Consider the following 18,749-nt stretch of genomic DNA (forward strand, 5'->3'; position numbering starts at 1 on the left):
CATGCGCCTACCCGGGGCCATATCGCTGCTTGTCGCGTCCTTCATCGGCTAGTCAACCGAGTCATCCTCCAACAGTCGTACAGCGAAACGCAGATCTACTCATGTGACCGGCACAGTATTACCTGCTGCGGTCAAATATGATACACCAAGGAAAGTGTGTACGTATGTTGGTCTCCATCCTCTGCAGTCGCAGCACGGACTCCTTCAAAGGTGCACAGCACCGGAGTCATGCATTGACCTGTCCTCCAATCGGGACACGCACGCATGCACGCGCAGCCCGTCCGGGCTATTCCCGATGGATTCCATCACTGGGAGTCACACTGAGCCCGGCAACGGATGGGCCGGGACAGAGCGTATACACATCGAACGACGAGGCGCTGGATGCGCCGTGGGGTTCGGTGGTCGACTCCCTCTGCGAAGCCCCCTGAAGGGGGTCTTGTGGACAATGTGCGCACTCCTACATGGAGAGCGTTTCGGCAGCCACTCGGGCTGCTGATTTAAAGCTTTTCCTGTGTCGAGGTTCACCAGAACAGCAACAACGACCTGACGGAGCCACATGACCGGAGCCAGGGGGCCGCTCACAGCCGTTGTAGAACGCCTTCTCTACTCGACAGGCAAAGCGCAAAACAATCGTATGTTGTGGGACCAAGATAAAGCTTGCGTAAAGACGAGGGGGTTCGTGGGACGACCTGCAGGCGCCCTGCTAGGCCCTGTGACACGCACCTGTGAGGATGGGCCCCCGAGTGATTGCAGAGTCTGGTCCGGGGCATCGGCAAGGTCACAGGCAAGGTCACATTCAGTTCGTGTATGGATTGGCGCCGAACAGTCGACATCAGAAAGTGACACTGTGACGGATCAGACGCTGCGGGCCAGACTGCTAATTGTTCAGATGAGACCGTGAATGCTTGAGTGTGGACGTGAGAGGCTGGACGCTGGTGGCAGGTGGTCTCACCATGAGCGCCAGTCGCAGACACGAACAGAGGGCGCCGATCTATCAGTGTCTGGACGGACGGCTTGACAGTGCATCATTCTGATGTCTCATCAGCTCGGTGATGCCCTTTGAGGCGAGGTCCAACAGCAGGTCAAGACCTCGTCTGTCGTAGGTGGAACCCTCACCAGTGCCCTGGACTTCCACAAAGTCACTTCCGCGCATCACCACGTTCATATCGACCTGGGCTGATGAGTCTTCCATGTAGCACAGGTCAAGAAGGTACTCGCCCGCGACAATTCCGACGCTGACGGCAGCGACCTGACCCACCAGGGGCGACTCGCTGATCATGTCCATGTCGGTCATGTACTTCAGAGCGTCGCAGAGTGCCACGTATGCACCGGTTATCGATGCAGTCCGTGTTCCACCGTCCGCCTGAATGACATCGCAGTCGATGGTGATGGTATGCTCTCCAATCTTGGTCAGGTCGACCGCGGACCTGAGCGAACGCCCAATCAGTCTCTGGATCTCCTGCTCGCGTCCCCCGGTACGTCCCCTTAAGGTTCGTTGAGCCGTGGCCCGGGGAAGCATGCTGTACTCGGCAGTGACCCACCCCTTCTCTGCTCCCTCAAGCCAGCTGGGCACGACTTTCTCGACCGTTGCAGTGCAGATGACCTTTGTGTCACCTGTGCGAATCAACACAGAGCCCTCGGGGTACTTCAGAAAGCCACGAGTTATCTCCACGGGGCGCAGTTCGTCATTGGCGCGGCCATCGACTCGTACCATCATGTCACCCGGATTGGCACCGCCCACCCGCTATTTAACCTCTGTCGCTAGAGGGACTCTGTTGCATACGGAGTCCTAGTCTGTCACCACGGGGCTGAAACTAAAAGAGATGAGCTTTCAGGATTTACTCGTGCGAATCGGGCAACACGGTTCCCTCTGCCGACTCCAGACATGACTTCTGCCACAGAGTCCAAGCGATAGAATAGTATATATATCCCATCTGTAATCCCTCGCTTAGGGATGGTCTAAAGGGAGGCCACCTAGGGATGGTCTAAAGGGAGGCCACCCAGGGATGCAATATGAAGAAAGACACAATTCGTGCTCTGGTCGCATTGATGCCTTTGTTTGCCACAATAGTTTCCGGATATCTTGTCCCACTTGTGGCACATGGCAGTTTCATCAATGTACTTGTGCAATTCGGCTATATAACACTCAATAGTCAGCCCCCGCTGGCGGTCTTGATTATCATCTTCGGGCCCATTGCGGGACCTTTGATGTATTATGCGGGCTGGACATGGGGACAGATACAAGCTGTCTATGGATTCTTCGGAGCCGGGGGCGGTTTAATCGCGGCTGTGCTGCTGATGTTAGGCATTCCGGGCGGGGCTCCAGTTGCAATTGCTGCAGCGGGATGTGTGACTTTAGCAGAGTGACACTGTAAGGCACGGGGAAGACCTGCGTTGTTACACGGACAGATGCAAACTGAATCAAGAGTGGCGCTCTTGTTGCTTGCAGGTGGGTTCGTCCATGGTCTGATTTCCGGTGACAAGATACTTGAATCGCCGCCACAGACCTATCCCAATGCAGCGTCTTCTCCCTGCTTCTCTTTCTCGATAGAACTACTCCTCTCAAACCTTGTCGTAATTGTAGTTCTTGTCATTGGTGGTTTTCTATTCGCGATGCCGACTATTCTGACTCTCTACACTAATGGGTACGTATGCGGCGTGCTCATGGGTGACGGTATTGCATCTGGCCGCATGTTCGCAGTCGTTATGGGGGTCTTACCTCATGGCATACTTGAGTTCACCGGAATGTTGGTTGCTGGGGCTGTAGGTCTATCACTGTGTCATGAGATGCTCCGCACCATCATACACGACCAGCAACCGAGTACAGAATCAGGGCCAATTGCAGTGCGACGTATAGTTAGACTGGTCTTGGTTTCGGTGCTGCTCATACTCATCGCCGCTGCGATAGAATGTAATATTACGCCGATGCTCCTTATGGGGGTGCCGACATGACAGAGCTCGACAACACTCAAGAAACACAGGTCAAGAACAGCACCAGACAGACTCTCAGGGGACAGTTACTCCAAGGAGTCAGAACAGTTCCAAAGGCGTCATTTCGTCCGTTTTCTGCATTCAGTGACTCCTCATGTGACGAGCTGCGCAGAGGCGTGGCACTCCCGCCTTTGGTCCTTGCTCTCTTGGCTTACTGCTTGATTACGATGTCCATATTCAATTGCGTGCTTGTTCCCCAAGTCAACTCAGGAGAGATTGAGCTGCCGCAGGGACTTACGTGGGAGTTGTATCTCGCCATCTATTCATGGATACTTCCAATGATGAGTCTGTTCTCTGTGATGTTGACATGGTTATCCACGGCTGCAGTCACCTATTTTCTCTGCAGACTATTCGGGCATGAGATTCCTTTCCCGCCTCTATTGACTCTCACTGCTTTTGTACTACTGCCGGACTTCTGGATTGTTATGCCAATTGCTGGACTGCTGTGGTATGATGCTGGTTTGGTACTGACAGTAGCGGCAAATCTCAGTCTTCCAATCTCAATTGCAGTGATTCTGTGGCGTACAACCATTCAGTCCAACGTTATTGGATGCTTCTCAGACATAGGCTTCCGGAGATCCTTCCTGATTTCCTTGTTGGGTCAGATTGCTATCCTCATGGTACTAGGGTTGCCGTTGTCCTCTCCCGGAGCCACTGGAATCTGATGGATGGAATGAGGGCTGGTGTCACATGTCATTGACACTTACAATCATGTTCGGTCGAGCACCCGATTTGAAGACGGTCGTCGTGGTCGCATGCGTCCTCTCGTTGTTAGGTACGACAGTCTTACTTTTATTCTCCACACTCATGCCACCCCTAGTGCTCAGACCACCAAGTGAGGCGCGTACAGCGCTGCTGGAGAGTGTCAATGCGTCATTCTCCTTCGCATCATCTTGGCCCGTTATACTTGGACTGGGAATTGTGTCTTACATGTTTCCTCGCAAGGAATCAGTTTTTCTCTATGCGAATCATCCGGTAAACGGAAGGAGTCTGTTTCTATCTGCTATTTACACAGTTCTCTTGTTGACCCTGCCTGCACCTATACTATATCTCGCTGCTGCAGCGGGGAATGCACATCCCCTCTTGCCAGTCGAACAGAGAGTCGTCTTTGTCTCCTTCCTTTCGCTCGAACTACTCGCGCTGACCTTGCTGATGGCATCATTGATAGTTGTCCTAATGATAGAGGTTACAAACTCAGAACAACACAGCAACCTGTGGCGGTCATTGGTGGGGTTTTCTATCCTATTTGTCGCACTGGAAGTGATGGAGCATGTGCTGTCATACGTAGGTACGCCCACTGTTTTAGCATACGGCTACACTATTGACACACTAGTGCTGGGTTCTGTGGAGGTCATGCTGGCATCATTGATGCTCGGGCGTTTCATTCCAATTCAGGCGATAGTTGGACTCATTCTACTGGTTGCGTCAACAGTCATGGTCATGATGATGGGTGCGGCCCGCGCAGATGCGGTCTTAGAGTCCGCACGAAGAAGTGATGCACCAGCAGCAGGCAAGATGAAACAAGGTAGCGCCATCCTGACAAGACGAACCCGCCTCGGTCAACCTGGTGCGGTGCTGAAGCTAATGCTACAGAACTACAGAACGTTTGGAGGACCAGTGGTAGCAGTCGTCATGCTCTGCATCCTTGTTCTATTGGGAGTCCGCTACTTGCCCAGCGGTCCCGCTGAAACCGTTGCTCTGACGCTTGGACTTGTCACTTTGACCATGGTCATTCCTCAGCATCTGGCATTCATTACAACCATGGCCGGACGGAACACGCGTCGTCTGTTCTATGAGGCTCCAAACGGCACAAGATACTACTTCTTCTTGCAGCTCGTCTGCACTGGTCTCATTTCGCTGTTGGTTGTACTCATAGGCTCATTCTTAGGCCATCTGCTCTTGAGTACAACTCTGTCTCTTGAAATGGCAGCTAGACTAGTCAATGTTTTGGTATTCACGGTGGTGCCTCTTGTAGCCATTGGAGTGATTGCAGCCACGCGCTGGCCACCTGTGTCCATGGAGGATCCACGTATACTAGTCATCACTGGATTCCTCCTGCTGCTAGGACTTCCTGTTGGAGTCTGGCTCTTTCAGACAGAACTCCTGACAAGGATAGCGGCGACATTCCTAATCTGCGCATTCTCATTTGTCATTATGGAGGTTCGAACCGAATGACGACAGAACCGGAAGTAGTAGCTGTCAGAGCGACAGGCCTGACGAAGTCGTTCTCGAATCGTGTGGTTCTCGATATTGACAGACTGCAAGTAACGCGTGGTCAAGTGGTCGGACTGCTCGGTCCAAATGGTGCAGGGAAAACGACACTGATGCGCATTCTCAAGGGTGGTCTATATCCCACCACTGGCGATGTGGTCATAATGGGGACTAGTCTGAAGAGACGAGCCGACCAGGTGCGCCAGATGACTGGATTGTCTCCTGAAGAGCCCCAATTGATAGACGCGATGACCGGCGCTGGGTTCCTGCAGCTCATTGTGCACCTCTATCATGTGAAACGCAGAGATGCAGATGAGCGCGTGAGTATGTGGGCCAGGTCACTTGGAATGGAAGACCGTCTCAGTCAGACCATCGAGACATATTCGCACGGAATGAGGAAGCGCCTTGCTCACATGGCGGCATTGGTGCACAATCCGCCTGTGTTACTGCTTGATGAACCAGCCGAGGGTCTAGATCCTGACACTGTTCACGGTGTGATCAAGTCACTTACTGCAGGTGCCAGTGAGTGGGGGCAGACAATCATCATGAGCTCGCATCGACTCGACATCGTTGAGAGACACTGTGAACGTGTAATAGTGCTTAGAGGGGGGCGCATCATAGCAGATGACTCACCAGCTGGGCTCAAGAAGGCTTACAGTACAGAGGCACTTGAGACTGCATACCTCCGAACTGGAGAGAAGTGAAGAGATATGACTGGCATTAGCATTAGTGTGGACGCGCTCTCATTCTCATATGGTCGAACAAGAGCGCTGGACAATGTTTCGTTCTCCATTGAGCCCGGGGTCACAGGAATTGTCGGTGTCAACGGCGCAGGAAAGACAACACTGCTGAAGTTGATTCTCGGACTGCTACAACCTCAGAAGGGTCGCGTTCTTCTTGATGGTTTGCCTGTACATCCTATGAGTAGCGATGTGAGGTCGAGAATTGGTTTTGTCCCTGAGGTTCCCCCTGTTGACAGAGAACTATCTGTCACCGAGTATACCCGGTTCTTCAAAGGGCTGATGGACGCGTATGGGTTTCCGACACACGACGTGATTGAAACCCTTCGAGTGGTAGGTTTTGCGTCTGTGGAGCACAGAAACACGGATAGGCTATCAAGAGGAATGATGCAGCGTCTAAGCCTTGCGCAGGCACTCCTTGCGCCGCGGGACCTCCTTGTTCTCGACGAGCCCATGGCACATCTTGATCCACTCGGGCGAATTGACTTCAGACGCCTCATGCAGACTCGAGCTGCCGAGGGCGCGACGATAGTCATCTCAACACACATACTCGCAGACTTGGAGGCATGCGACAGCATAATGGTCCTCAATCATGGACGTTTGTTATACTCGGGCCCTGTCATGGACCTACGGAGAAAGTACGCGGTATCCGAGGGGTGCTGGACAATTGAAACGGACCAGCCTGAGGAATTGGCCGCTCAACTGAAGTCTTCATTAGGTGGAGTAAGAGTGGAGCATGTATCAGACTCTGTCTTGACAGTCAGAGGAGGCAATGCAGAGATGAAGAGGACCCTCTTCCAGATTCTCTCTCAAGACCATACCATTGAGATTCACCGATTCATTGATGGACTCCCGACACTTGAAGACCTGCTGTTACGAATCCTGGAGGCGAAACGAGAGTGAACGCAAGAGCCATCAGACTGGTCATCTGGAGAGAGATCTTGATTGCCACCAGAACGATGCGGTCTGCTCTGAGCGCGTTGCTGACAGTGTTCATGGCGGCCTCAATACTGGCGAGTGTTGCCTATCTCGCGAGCCTTTTCTCCCCAAACGTGCCGTCTATCTCATTCCTGTACACGTTCATTGCAGGGTTAGCACTGTCACTTGCGCTAGTCTTCATAGCAGTGCTTCAAGTGTCAAGTGTATTCTCTCGGGAATATGAGCGCCGCGTTCACGAGCTGCTCTACATATCCCCCATTGACACACTCAGCCTCGTAGTAGGAAAGTCCATTGCCGCTTTGATTCAAGTCATGTTCTTGTATATGCCTCTCATAGGGGTCTTTGCAGTTGCACTATGGTTATACCTTGGACTGTCCATCGATGCCGTTTCAATGGTCTTACTTGTGATGGCACATCTAGCCACACTGACTTCGATAACTGTGACTGTAGTACTCTGTTCGCTGCTGTGTCGCCGTGATCTGACCTCTGTTGTATGTTCAACGGTAGCACTCTACATACTGATGGGCCTCGGCAACGTGGAGTCCGTAGGTTATCTCTCCCCATTCACATTCGTCAATCGTTTCTCTCGAGCAGTACTTGATGGCAGTATCAGCCTAGTTGATGTTGGTGCCTTCGTCTTCGTGTGTTTCTATATCATACTCCTCGTAGCTGCAATGGTGATACTCCTTGACAGAAGACGAGCATATATCCTCTGATACGCCACAGCTACGACTTGTCAAAGCGCGGCTGAGAACTGCAAGAATATGACAATCGCTCAGTGAATTGGTCGAAGTTTCTCTATGAGTGTAGGAGTGAACTAAGGGGCAGTGTGGAGTGCTCTGTGTCAAAAAGTCGCTCTATCAGCCGTCTGGACTCCTCGACTCCGTACTCACTGCTTAGCTGCTCCAGCCGTTTCACCTCGCTGTGAAGTCGCTTCCTTGTTCTCTCTATCACCTCTCGGTCATGCATGTTTCTGAGAGGCGCGCCATCCTTCAGCATCCGCCTCATAATCACTATCATCCTTCTTGCCAACGATATCGTGCCATATGATATCCCCTCCTCACTCGAACATGCCTGTGAAACTCAGTCCTTCAGAGCCTGATGACGAGCTCAGGTCGTGACGTACACACTGTAGTAGTTCATAGATAGACGACGCGGCCCGGCCGTACTATACCTCAGAGTGTTACAGTCATGGCGTTCTCAATAAGGCCATCGACTCTGATTCAGTTACATGAGTGTTCATGACCAGTTACGCATGGCTTGGGCTGACGCAGAGGGTGGCGTTCAGTGTCCGCACTCGGTGCAGATCAGACAACGCAGGCTCCTCTGACGACTCCGGACTTGAGTTCAGCAACAGAGTCAGTCACCACAGATAGTTTTAATGTACAATGCGACCCTATTCTGACTACTCATCACACGAATGACGAGGCGACCCCAGTTGATAGACGTACGGAAGAAGTTCCGCGAGGCACTTCAGGACACAGTTGACATCTGGAAGGCCAGACCACAGGTGAAGGGAGTGTTCGTGCACGGGTCTTACGCCGGAGGGACCGCTACCTTCGAGTCAGACTTGGATGTGGGTGTGATCTGGGATTCGGATGATGCACCAGTGGAACTCCTCAGTGAACACAAGGGGGTCCGCATTGATATGACCTTCCTCACACCCAAGCAGATAGACAGCGTCCTGAAGGGAGAGCAGTCGGATCCGCTTCGAGTAGCAGAGGTGATGGGGAGGCTCAAGAACGCGCAGATTGCACTGGACACGGACGGGACGCTGAGCAAGTGGAAGGAGAAGGCCGCCCAGTTCAAGTGGTCGCCCGAACACATCGCGACTGTGAAGAAGAGAGCGATGGACGCGCTTGAGCGAGCGAGCAAGTACGCCAACCGGGAAGACACGGTCAACTCGGTCCATGAGATTCGACTTGCGCTCTTTGACCTGGGCAGGGTCATCGTGATGAAGAACAACGAGCTCGGCATCATCAAGCCGTCCGAGGTGCTCAGTGGGGTGAGAATGCTGGACCCAATAGCATACCAGCTGTTCCTGCGGACATTCAAACTCAAGGGCCTGGAGGAGGAGGACCTGACTGGCATACTCGAAGACGTCAAGCACTGGTTGGGCATTGCAGAAGAGCGATGCAAGGCAATGAAGCCAGCCCCTCGAGAAGCCGTCGAGTCCCTCGCTCAGGCACAGAGAGAGTACTATGGCGCGATGATGTTGACTGTCAATGGCGACTACGAGTTGGCGGTCCTAGAGATGCGACACTCCATTCACTCTATCGGCGTGGCACTCCTTGCCATGGATGGAGTCAATGACTTGGCAGGAAGCGCCCTTGTCGACGAACTCAGGGAACGCGAGACGGAGTTCTACGACCAGATACTTGTAGAATATGGTGCCTTTGACTTCCAGCCCAAGGGAATAGAGAGGAGCATAGGTGAAGCCAAGTTCATCGCTCAGAGGCTCTGAGCTCAGACTTCGACGGCCTCATCTAGGCCAAGATTGATTAGTGGCATGGGTCTCGTGGCCGGCAGTGAACTGGATGCCGGCCAAGGATGTCCGAGTGGTCACGCTGCGGAGCGTCGTACTCACAAGAGAGAAGCGTGCTCTGGTTGCGGCAGAACTTGACAAGTATGCCACAGCCACAAACCACGTCATAAGGACCATAGTGAAACAGAGGGACATCATATCCAGTGTGAAGGCAATCAAGGCCAGTGAGGAGAAGATAATCGAGTCGCTGAAGACGTCATTCTTCAGTGAGATAGACCCCAGAGAGCATTACCTGAGGGATGTGGTCCGGACTGCAATCAGAACAATAGCTGAACACAGACGGAAGACAAGAGGTGTTGCGGGTGCGAGGAATAGACCACCGTTGTTCAACCACGGAAGGCTCGTGTTCTCGCCGCCCCTCGTGAGGGTGACTCGAATGGCCCTCGTGCTCTATCTCGGCCATGAGAATGAGCTGAGCATACCCTTCGAGAAGACGAGCAGGAGTCGGGAGAGTGCGCTCCTTGAGAGCATCGCGACAGAGACCAGGTCAGGGCCTCGCATGGGACGTGTGCGTCTCACATGGGCAAAGGAGGGTCGTTTCAGGATTGACATTAGGCTTGCTGCTCCTGCAGACTAGAACTAGCAAAGCTGATACGGCTTATGGATCCAGAGGTGTCCGCCACGTATCCAGAGTCACCAGCTGGAGACCATGTCACCGAGGACACCGCGCCGGTCGTTCTTGCTGATGTCAACTCAACCATGCCATCAAGCGACCAGATCTTGACAGCCCTGTCCAGTCCCCCAGACAGGAGGTATTTGCCGGTTGGGTCCACTGCAAGCGATGACACAGCATCGTGGTGTGCCATTGTCTCTGCGGGTCGCTCTCTGGACTCCAGGAATACCTTGAGTATAGTGCCCCCATGCAGGCCAAGGAGCGCAGTCTTGGTGTCAGGGCTGAGGGACATCGAGCGGATTCTCTCACCTGTCTCAGCGGCAATCCGGACGAGTGTATATCCACTGGTCTCCCAGACCTTGCACTGACCATCCCAAGACGCAGTCACCAGGCGAGCACCTTCGCAATCCATTCCAATAGCAGACACGTCAAGGTCATGAGCCGAGATGTTTCGAAGACACTTGAGCGAACTGAGAGAGAACACCTTTAGCTCACCATCTCGCGAGCCGGAGACACCTCTGCCAGCGGTCTTGCTTACTGCCAGTGCTTTGACCTCTGAGTGGTGACTTAAGGACGCACTGCACTTGGTTGCCTTTCTGCGCTCCCATAACCGAGTGGTTGCGTCCCAGCTGGTCGAGAGAAACGAGTTGTCGCTCCCCAAGAAGCACAGCGAGGACACCACATCTTCATGCCCAGTCACATCCTCTTCAATCCTACCGGTCATCACCTCAATGAGGAGAATCTGACCCTCCTTTGTGCCGCAGGCGAGTCTCAGCCCCTTCTGGTCCAGAGAGAGTCCCGTTGGTACCACTTCTAGACGACAGACCGGGTTTAGCTTAAGGGGACTCACGCCGAAACACGCTCATCACTCCGTATCATCTCCGATGATTAAGAGTTTGTATGATGTTTCACTTCTGCCTGCTGCGGAGGAAGAAGACAACCAAGACAAGAAGAGGGACCACTAGCAGTACGACAGGGAATAGGTCAGGGGGATTGCCACTGAATGTTGGACTCGAGGTGTGTGCATCCACAAGGAAGCTCTCGAGGACCGTCCCGACGGCCTCAAGGCTCTGCGAACTGCACTTGTCAGGCGTGTCCTCGAGTGTGTGCCAGTACCATGGGAACGGAGCATGCTGGATTATGTCAAGGGCCGGTATTCCTGCGTCCAGGAAGGGGCGATGGTCGTCGTGTATCCCACCTCCGCGCGAGTCTATGAAGACTGAGGCATAGCCCAGGTCTCTCGCAGTTGCCCACACAGCGTCTTGCAGGCTCCTTGTGGAAGACGTCTCTCTGAGAAGCCGAAGGCTTGCGTCGCCCACCATGTCGACAAGCAACATTGCGGTGGTATTGGCAATTCTCGAAGGACTGAGCATTGATACATAGTGAGTAGAACCCACGATCCAAGACCACCCGTTGATGTAGCCGCTGTCTTCTGCATCGAAGAACACGAACTCTACTGCAGGACGGACCAACTCTGGGAGCGAGGATGCCAGCTCAAGCAGGACCGCCGTACCACTCGCGCCGTCGTTTGCACCGAGGACCGGCTTGGTTCGGTTCTGTGCTCCGGGGTCACTGTCAGCGTGGGGTCGTGTGTCGTAGTGTGCACCAAGTATGTAGTTGGGCACTGTGTCGTCAGACCATCTGGCAATCACATTCGAGCAGTTGACTCCAAGGTATGTGAAGTTCTGAAGACTCACTGACCACCCCTCTTGAAGCAGGCTGTTCTTGATGTAGTCTCTGCAGACCGAGAGATTGGTCGAACCGGGGGGTCTCGGTCCAATAGCGCACTGAGCCAACAGATGGTCATACGCCTCTGTGCCGTCGAAGACGGGTGTATACGCCATGGCAGAGGCGCATCGGGGTGGATGTGGGAACACCACCACAGCCATTATGACCAACAACGCGACGAGTGAACGATTCATTTGACTGCCTGAGAAACGCTTGTGCTATGAACTTTCCCGATGTGAGCGAGCTGGTTCAGTATGGCAGGTAGCTCACGAGGCAACTGCCTTACGATGACGGCAGGAATGTCAGAGTAGCCCATCTCACCGCGAGCAAGTCCGGAGAGAATCCGACTCGAGAAACTCAGCTTTGATGCATTTGTCAGGAGAGACACAGCAAACCGACCGCTGTGAAGTCCTGCCCAAGATGCCATTGAGAAGTTGGCGCCAAAGTCGTTGACACACAGCCGCTGGTACGCGGAGAGATGCTCTCGGTCTAGATGGTCGGTTTCAAGCGCCTCGATGAGGACGGTTGCTGCGTGTTGACCGGACCTCATCGCATATGCGATGCCTTCGCCCATCAGAGGATCAACAAACCCTGCGGCATCGCCCACCAGAATCACCCTGTCGTCCACGTTCTGTCCCTTGATTCCATCAGCACCCAGGAGTCCGGTGCGTCTGAACTGGACGGACATGCTGACGCCGAACCGCTTCTCTAGCGACCTTACGAACGCATCAAAGACTGGGCGAAGTGGATGCATCATGACACCAGGACCAGCTATACCTACTGCGAGGTGGTCCCGTTTGGGGAAGACCCAACCATAGCTCATACGTCCCTCTGTGGGCAGTATGTGTAGGACATCAGGACGACCGTTGCAGACCTCGACCACACGGTCCTCACCCAAGTAGATGTCAGACTCCATGCCTAGACCATGGCGGTGAAGGTCCTTTCGCTGAGGCCTTAGACCCAAGGATCTGCTTACCACCGAGTTGACCCCATCGGCACCCACAAGGACCCGACCCTGGAAGGTCGCATCGCCGGACACCATCACCTCTGCGAACTCGTTGGTACGTCTTGCGCTGGTCACACGAGCAGCTTCTACGAGTTCGGCTCCTGCATCAGCAGCTCTATGCGCGAGAAACTCGTCGAAGACGGAGCGGTCAACAGTCACGCCCAGAAGCTTTTCGGAAACGAAAGTCGCAGTCCCACCTTGGGAGAAGCAGAAGCTCATGCCTCGGATTGGTCGTTGCACAATCCGCATGGGCAGGTGGCCACCCAGCGTGCGGATGCCACGGTACATCACAGCACCACCACAGGGCTTGTCACGGGGCAGTCTGGCCTTCTCCAACAGGAGTGTCTTCAGGCCTCTTCTTGAGAGCTCGTAAGCGGTCACGGCCCCAGCAGGGCCTGCACCCGCAATGATCACGTCATACAAGACTCTGTGGCACCTCCTTATGCCATCACTTAGGCGCGGCTGACTCTCCTCTAGACAGCGGCATCATCCCAGACTATGCCTTTCCATATAGGCTTGACGGATAGTCGAAGGACACGACCAGACTATATGTCTCTGCACTCCTCACATCCAACACGAGGACGTAGGCCAAGACGCCTCATGATCTTCCCACCAGGAAGGTCACTGTCTTGTTGAAGTCGCTCTTTCGAGTCCGATGGTATCTCTCTGCGGCCCACCTGCTCAAAACCATAAGAAGCGATTAGAAGCCGTGAAGGCATGTTCTCCTCATAGACCTCGCAATACACCTCCTTCACACCCGAAGCGAGAAAGAACTCGACTGCTCGCTGGATGAGTGCAGTGGCGACGCCCTTCCTACGTCGAGACGGGAGCACACCAAGGCCGGTGATCTCTCCGTACATGGAGTCCTCTGCCTTCTGAACAAAGCATGCAATGAAGCCCGCAAGCTCTCCCCATAGTTCTGCCACGAATATCCCATCGAGGTCAAGTTGCTTGGCCTCATCTAATGACAGGGGACAGAAGGGGTCAGGAGAGGCGAGGAAGCATCTGTTGTAGAGCGTGACGAACTCCTCCAGCTCATCCCGTTTCAGCCCGTGTACTTTGACATACTTGGGGACGCTCTTGTTGCTCCACCACGCTCTTGCAAGTTCCAACGCGACCTTGGTGTTGGCCTTCATTACCAGATACGCCCTAGTTCGTCCAACCGTGTCCGACATCGTTCGTGGACCTCCACCGCTGTCTTCAAAGTGTGGAGACGCCTCACAGGTGGTCCTCGCTGTCAATGGCGCGTATTGTTGCAGTCACTGACTTGGCTATGGCCTCATCAAAGAGGGGGTCCTGCTCCCCAGACTTCTCAGACTCATCACTCTGTTCAGCCTTCTGCCCGGTGTGCAAGTTGCCATCGCACGTCAGTATGGAGGCTGCCTCCAGACCCTTGGTACTTGCGAAAACGAAGAGAAGGGAACTCTCCATCTCAACGCACTTGACACGAGCTCGTGTCCAGAGGTCCAACTGACGGTTCTCCGGACCAACATAGTACACATCGCTCGTCCAGCACAGCCCAGTATGGACTCGAGCTGGGGGGAGGAGCTGCCGCGTCTCTCTGTGAAGAGCGGTCTGCCACCTAATCGAGGCGACTGCCGGGTATTGTGAGGGGGCATAGTTCAGACTGGCTCGTTCGTCACGTACACAGCCAGTAGGAATCACAACGTCTCCAGTCTTTACAGATGGGTCGATGCCACCGCAGGACCCTACTCTGATGAAGACCTGTGCGCCCAGTCTGGCCAGCTCCTCCACACAGATGTGCGTGGAGGCCGCGCCCATGCCGGTCCCTGAGACTGTCACGGGCACACCCTTGGGAGTAAAGGCATGATGTGTCACCAGACCCCTATATCGGGCGACCTCTTCCACGTCCCTCATCTGAGAGGTGATGAGCGGCACTCGGTCAGGGTTGCCTGTGATTAGTGTGATGCGTTCGACATCACCCTCGCCGACGCGTAGATGTGGCTGTACTCTGCGCTTCATCTTGGGTCCCAGACATTGGGGGCTGAATTCCCTTTTGTCTGTTGCTCAACGACCGCTCACTGTTGAACACGCATACTGCACGAGACCTTTTCTTGTCACATGTTCCGTGACTTGGAGGAACAGGAGCCATATGCAATGCCGAATGTCGAGTTCGAATACTACTGCTACAGGTGCGGCTCAAAGAATGCTCTGACGCTACAATGTCCAAGTGCGCCACAGTATCAGATTCAGGACCTGAGGTGCAGAGGCTGCGGTGATGCGACGAAGGTGTTATTGAGTCACTGCCCGAACTGCTCGAGGTATGTATACTGGATAACAGACTTTGACCTGCCAGCCATTGTCGGAGGTTTTGCCAGATACATGGTACAGAATATGCAGGCAATGATTGACCGCGCCGCTCAGCAGGGCGCAACCATCGGAGTCGACACTCCGGACAGATATCCCATAAGGTCCAGCTGCGCATGCGGTGCCAAGTTCGCTGTGGAGATACGGATACCTGACCTTGACTGAACCAATACTGCGACGGTTCAGAGGAGATACTTGGTCAGGTCGAGGGCATCTGGTTCAACGTACCACCCTCTGGGGCCACTGGACCAGCTCTTCGTCGAGTCAAGTATGCTTCTGGAACTGGCGGGATACATGGACAACAGGGCGCTGACAGAGTCGACATGATCCATGTCCTCTAGACTTCGGAGCGCCTGATAGTAGTCCTTCTGATGTGCGCTCGGTATGTGTATCCAGAGAAGTATCCCCTTCTCCGAGACATGATAGTACGACTGAGGAATGAACCTTGTGGCCGCAAGTATGTGGTTAACCCAGTCCCTGTTGCACACTATCTCAAAGCAGAAGCTTGCGTCGAGCCCCATGCCATTGAGAGCCACGAAGGGAATGACAATCCTACGCTTCTTGAGCCTCCGAATGGTCTGCGACACATGTTCGGTGTCCACGCGTATGCCTCTGGAACGAAGCCTCTGCACCACTGATGCAGGGCTTATTCGGGCATCCATTACGAACTGAGAAGCTATGATGAAGTCCATCTTGGTCAGTCTTCTCTGGGGCCCGCTTGGTTCCATGAGCAGCAGCGACTCAAGGACGTCCGAATCGACAGCACCGACGAGCTGATCTCTGAAGGCGACTGGTCGGACCCATGTGCCATTGTCATACAGGTCCATGGAGACTTGCATTCCATTGGCAATTCGGGAGTGCAGGCACGCACTCTTGAAGACGGGCCCTGTCAGACTGCGGATGCTTCTCCGCAGGATGCTTGTGCCCTCCGCTGTCATGGGGTAGAGAAGACTCACGTAGCCAAGCTCAGAGGTCGCGGTGATTGCCATACTCCGTGTGAAGGGAAACTCGGCGAAACCAGACTCTATCACGGGGGACGGAATATCACTCCGGCGTTGGAAGAAGAGGACAGTCGACTCAAGACCGAATGCGGAGTTGTCGAGAAGGGAACTGAAACGAATACCATTCCTTGTCTGTAGTCGCTGTATTGCTCGATGAACTGTCTTTGGTCCGAGACCCAAGTCCCTTGATGCAGTGACAAGTGGGGCTGTTGGATGGTGCACCAGATACCGTAGGACTTGTAGGTCGAGAGGCGAGGGAGACGCAGGGCTATCTACAAAGGCAAGCCTATAGGCGGACCGTAGCGAGTCAGCGTTGTAAGTGTTGTACTTTGATAGAGTCTTGAGATGTTCTATGAGCTGTTCCTTTACAGTCTCATTGACGGGCAAGACTGTCGGATCGGTCGGGTGTTTCACGAACTCAGGGTTCTCCTTCAGAGACTCCACAATCCTAATTGCCTCTTCAAGACCAAGTGTACCGGAACAGAGGCCCAGGTACACTCGGATGGTGTCTACATAGAACCTTGCAGACGGTTCGTCGACACAAGGAATGAGGTCGTCATATGGAGTCGCGATATCGATGGACGTATTCGGGTCAGACACCAACGTAGATGACCTCCCATGGCTCAGGACTGTCTGGTGTGCGCATAAGGGGACTGTGATGAAGAGGGGTGTTGTAGGACGTGATGAAGCACGGGCTCTAATCCTTTTCTTTTCACACAGGGGTCAGCAAGAAACGCAAATAACTGAATCGATGATGTAGACAGACTTGTCAAGAAGGAGAGAATATGAATCCAAGGTACACCAACAGGCAGACGTATGTCGAATACTGCCAGACGTGCACCATCCGTGATGTGCACTCTGGGGAAGGTGGTTGACTGAGCGCGCAGTGTCCGCAACAGATCCTGTTCTTCCGAGACACCTTTCATGCATACAATGAGACGCTGGTCAAGCCCTATTCCTTCTACTTCTACATACGGTACTGACACCTGTGGTCGAATACGAGCCAACCGCCGTCGAACCACTCCTTCTACCGGGCACGGAAGACCGAGATGTTCAAGTCGCGAGAGAGCATACTTTGCAGAGCAATGGTGATACTCCTCCAGACAGGAGGCCAGAGCAAGGTCTTCGATGGGGACAGACCCATGGAACTCCTGATTCACGGCAGTCCCTGTTGGAAGCACATCCGCGTAGTGTCGCACTGCATGAAGCGAGGCGCCGAGTCTGAACGTGTCCTGAAAACTCCAGTCCTGTCCATCGAATGAGCCCAAGTTCATCTGGTCCGACGTTCTGGTGGCAATGTCGTACTCCACCTCCAAGTCATAGGGGGGCTTTGCGAAGAGACCCATGTTATTGCACAGTTGCCTTAGTGGGGCGCCCGGGGGCGACAGAGTTTCAAAGTAGAGGCTGTGATTCCCCCTCGAGCATATGATGGAACGGAGCTGAATCTGGACGCGGGGGTTCGCCGACAGCCAAGACGAGAACTTGTCCAGCGAAGACGGTGAGGAGGATACAGCCCACCCGAAGACAAGCTGATGACCCAGCTGCCCGTATCTCAGCAACCCAGAGACCCGCAGACCGTTGAACTGTTCAAGCTTCCGCCAGAGCTGGTTGACGGCAGACCGGGACACCCCGGTCTCAACCGCAATCTCATTCTGCCTCAAGAAGGGGTTCAGGGTCAGACTAGTCAGCAGTCTCATTTCGGCGGGCCACAACTTGCGGGGCATCATCTATCGCCTATGAAGCCACGACCGAATGTTAAGATGTTTGTGGGTGCTTCTGCACGCTTTTGTGGACCGGAGCGAGTACCCAAGACCGCCGACATGAAGGCTGGCCGTACGAGGCCTTCTGAGGCCGTCTTGAGGCTTGGAAACACTGTCCCTCGTTTATTTTCTCCCAAGTTCACATCTTCACTCATGGCAGCCTTTCACTGGCCTGATTCCTAGTCCATGAAGACAGGGCCTGTCAGAATGGCAGACGAAGAATGTCTCTGTCGTTCCGACCAGGCGCGGCTGCACAGATGTTGACGGAGGCCGATAGCAGACAGAAATCACCTGCGGATGCACGGAACCCGATGAGCGTGTGCCAGGCCCGTTCTCAGGAGAGACCAGCAGTCCCGAGGCATACTGCGAACCCTGCGACAACTGCCACACATCACAGTGGGTCGGCAATGACCAACTGATTCCTGTCAGAGAATCTGGGCCCCGCGGCAGTACATGCCAGCAACTGATGAACAGACCCAATGACACAACAACGGAGGTGAAACAACAGTGACAGTACATCCACCTACTGACCCAGAACCCGAACCATGGTAGAGAATGTGAAATGATGATCTCTGATATGCAAGAACAGAGGAGGTATTGAATGATAGGAACACAACGAACAGACATGACTCAAGACATAGAGAACATACTTGAGGAAGGAAGAGCCATTGATGTGTATAATGACCCAGATTCGGTGCGGCTCACTGCAGCAAACATGGAGATGATGATGAGGAATCTGCTCAACTCCAAGTGTATGCAGGAGTGCATCACCCTCATGGCGGACATTTGCACACATAGGCTTGTCGCGCTGCACACAGCCGACGGATCCATCAAGGTCATCGTCACCGAGACCTGATGACATGACGTGGGAAGAGCTGACCGCGGAT

The 18,749-nt window shown here is 53.9% G+C and carries 21 protein-coding genes and 1 other annotated feature; of the genes, 12 read left to right on the forward strand and 9 right to left on the reverse strand.

What is annotated here, in order from left to right; genetic code table 11:
* Window positions 1-2: 2 nt before the first annotated feature.
* Window positions 3-70, reverse strand: a sequence feature (possible 23S ribosomal RNA but 16S or 23S rRNA prediction is too short).
* Window positions 71-233: 163 nt separating this feature from the next.
* Entirely contained in the window at window positions 234-428 is a 195-nt protein-coding gene (locus HXY34_01595) for a hypothetical protein (protein NWF94814.1), read from the forward strand.
* Window positions 429-994: 566 nt separating this feature from the next.
* Here the strand turns inward: HXY34_01595 and rph are convergent.
* The gene (rph, locus tag HXY34_01600; GenBank protein ID NWF94815.1) at window positions 995-1,714 is read right to left on the reverse strand and encodes a ribonuclease PH; all 720 of its coding nucleotides are present in this window, start codon (window positions 1,712-1,714) and stop codon (window positions 995-997) included.
* 299 nt (window positions 1,715-2,013) lie between these two features.
* Here rph and HXY34_01605 point away from each other — a divergent pair, with 299 nt between their 5' ends.
* The 7 genes from HXY34_01605 (at window position 2,014) to HXY34_01635 (ending at window position 7,597) form a co-directional block, all read left to right on the forward strand.
* Window positions 2,014-2,367: a hypothetical protein gene (locus tag HXY34_01605; protein ID NWF94816.1), complete on the forward strand. Its 354-nt coding sequence runs from the start codon at window positions 2,014-2,016 to the stop codon at window positions 2,365-2,367.
* A 69-nt stretch (window positions 2,368-2,436) separates the two neighbouring features.
* Window positions 2,437-2,952: a stage II sporulation protein M gene (locus HXY34_01610; protein NWF94817.1), complete on the forward strand. Its 516-nt coding sequence runs from the start codon at window positions 2,437-2,439 to the stop codon at window positions 2,950-2,952.
* Complete coding sequence (locus tag HXY34_01615) at window positions 2,949-3,656, forward strand: YIP1 family protein (GenBank protein NWF94818.1); 708 nt, start codon at window positions 2,949-2,951, stop codon at window positions 3,654-3,656. Before HXY34_01610 ends, HXY34_01615 begins: the two co-directional genes overlap by 4 nt.
* Before the next feature lie 31 nt (window positions 3,657-3,687).
* Window positions 3,688-5,166 (forward strand): hypothetical protein, encoded by a 1,479-nt coding sequence (locus HXY34_01620; GenBank protein NWF94819.1) that lies wholly within the window; start codon window positions 3,688-3,690, stop codon window positions 5,164-5,166.
* Window positions 5,163-5,906 (forward strand): ABC transporter ATP-binding protein, encoded by a 744-nt coding sequence (locus tag HXY34_01625; GenBank protein ID NWF94820.1) that lies wholly within the window; start codon window positions 5,163-5,165, stop codon window positions 5,904-5,906. Before HXY34_01620 ends, HXY34_01625 begins: the two co-directional genes overlap by 4 nt.
* A 6-nt stretch (window positions 5,907-5,912) precedes the next feature.
* Window positions 5,913-6,845 carry an ABC transporter ATP-binding protein gene (locus HXY34_01630; protein NWF94821.1) on the forward strand — a complete coding sequence of 311 codons (933 nt, stop codon included), beginning with the start codon at window positions 5,913-5,915 and terminating at the stop codon, window positions 6,843-6,845.
* Window positions 6,842-7,597 carry a hypothetical protein gene (locus tag HXY34_01635; GenBank protein ID NWF94822.1) on the forward strand — a complete coding sequence of 252 codons (756 nt, stop codon included), beginning with the start codon at window positions 6,842-6,844 and terminating at the stop codon, window positions 7,595-7,597. The genes HXY34_01630 and HXY34_01635 overlap by 4 nt, the downstream gene beginning before the upstream one ends.
* 82 nt (window positions 7,598-7,679) lie before the next feature.
* Here the strand turns inward: HXY34_01635 and HXY34_01640 are convergent, their stop codons facing one another.
* Entirely contained in the window at window positions 7,680-7,913 is a 234-nt protein-coding gene (locus HXY34_01640; GenBank protein ID NWF94823.1) for a hypothetical protein, read from the reverse strand.
* Window positions 7,914-8,319: 406 nt separating this feature from the next.
* On the opposite strand from HXY34_01640, the gene HXY34_01645 reads away from it, so the two are divergent.
* Window positions 8,320-9,345 (forward strand): nucleotidyltransferase domain-containing protein, encoded by a 1,026-nt coding sequence (locus HXY34_01645; GenBank protein NWF94824.1) that lies wholly within the window; start codon window positions 8,320-8,322, stop codon window positions 9,343-9,345.
* Window positions 9,346-9,418: 73 nt separating this feature from the next.
* Window positions 9,419-10,003 carry a hypothetical protein gene (locus tag HXY34_01650; GenBank protein NWF94825.1) on the forward strand — a complete coding sequence of 195 codons (585 nt, stop codon included), beginning with the start codon at window positions 9,419-9,421 and terminating at the stop codon, window positions 10,001-10,003.
* On the opposite strand, the gene HXY34_01655 is transcribed toward HXY34_01650, so the two are convergent.
* The 5 genes from HXY34_01655 to HXY34_01675 all read right to left on the reverse strand — a co-directional run bounded on the left by HXY34_01655 (window position 9,978) and on the right by HXY34_01675 (window position 14,756).
* Window positions 9,978-10,889, reverse strand: a complete 912-nt coding sequence (locus HXY34_01655; GenBank protein ID NWF94826.1) for a hypothetical protein — start codon at window positions 10,887-10,889, stop codon at window positions 9,978-9,980. The genes HXY34_01650 and HXY34_01655 overlap by 26 nt on opposite strands.
* Window positions 10,890-10,947: 58 nt before the next feature.
* Window positions 10,948-11,961 (reverse strand): M28 family peptidase, encoded by a 1,014-nt coding sequence (locus tag HXY34_01660; GenBank protein ID NWF94827.1) that lies wholly within the window; start codon window positions 11,959-11,961, stop codon window positions 10,948-10,950.
* Window positions 11,958-13,196 (reverse strand): NAD(P)/FAD-dependent oxidoreductase, encoded by a 1,239-nt coding sequence (locus tag HXY34_01665; GenBank protein NWF94828.1) that lies wholly within the window; start codon window positions 13,194-13,196, stop codon window positions 11,958-11,960. Before HXY34_01665 ends, HXY34_01660 begins: the two co-directional genes overlap by 4 nt.
* Before the next feature lie 122 nt (window positions 13,197-13,318).
* Entirely contained in the window at window positions 13,319-13,948 is a 630-nt protein-coding gene (locus HXY34_01670) for a GNAT family N-acetyltransferase (protein ID NWF94829.1), read from the reverse strand.
* A gap of 43 nt (window positions 13,949-13,991) precedes the next feature.
* The gene (locus HXY34_01675) at window positions 13,992-14,756 is read right to left on the reverse strand and encodes a nucleoside phosphorylase (GenBank protein NWF94830.1); all 765 of its coding nucleotides are present in this window, start codon (window positions 14,754-14,756) and stop codon (window positions 13,992-13,994) included.
* Window positions 14,757-14,891: 135 nt separating this feature from the next.
* On the opposite strand from HXY34_01675, the gene HXY34_01680 reads away from it, so the two are divergent.
* A complete protein-coding gene (locus tag HXY34_01680; protein ID NWF94831.1) occupies window positions 14,892-15,266 on the forward strand; it encodes a hypothetical protein in 375 nt (124 codons plus the stop codon).
* A gap of 17 nt (window positions 15,267-15,283) precedes the next feature.
* On the opposite strand, the gene HXY34_01685 is transcribed toward HXY34_01680, so the two are convergent.
* Together HXY34_01685 and HXY34_01690 are read right to left on the reverse strand one after the other, a co-directional pair.
* On the reverse strand, window positions 15,284-16,702 hold the full coding sequence (locus HXY34_01685; protein ID NWF94832.1) for an Lrp/AsnC family transcriptional regulator: 1,419 nt from the start codon (window positions 16,700-16,702) through the stop codon (window positions 15,284-15,286).
* 23 nt (window positions 16,703-16,725) lie between these two features.
* Window positions 16,726-17,799: a winged helix-turn-helix domain-containing protein gene (locus tag HXY34_01690; protein ID NWF94833.1), complete on the reverse strand. Its 1,074-nt coding sequence runs from the start codon at window positions 17,797-17,799 to the stop codon at window positions 16,726-16,728.
* A 664-nt stretch (window positions 17,800-18,463) separates the two neighbouring features.
* On the opposite strand from HXY34_01690, the gene HXY34_01695 reads away from it, so the two are divergent.
* On the forward strand, window positions 18,464-18,718 hold the full coding sequence (locus HXY34_01695) for a hypothetical protein (GenBank protein ID NWF94834.1): 255 nt from the start codon (window positions 18,464-18,466) through the stop codon (window positions 18,716-18,718).
* Window positions 18,719-18,749: the final 31 nt, after the last annotated feature.

This window comes from Candidatus Thorarchaeota archaeon (assembly GCA_013388835.1).
In the GTDB taxonomy this organism is placed as follows: domain Archaea; phylum Asgardarchaeota; class Thorarchaeia; order Thorarchaeales; family Thorarchaeaceae; genus JACAEL01.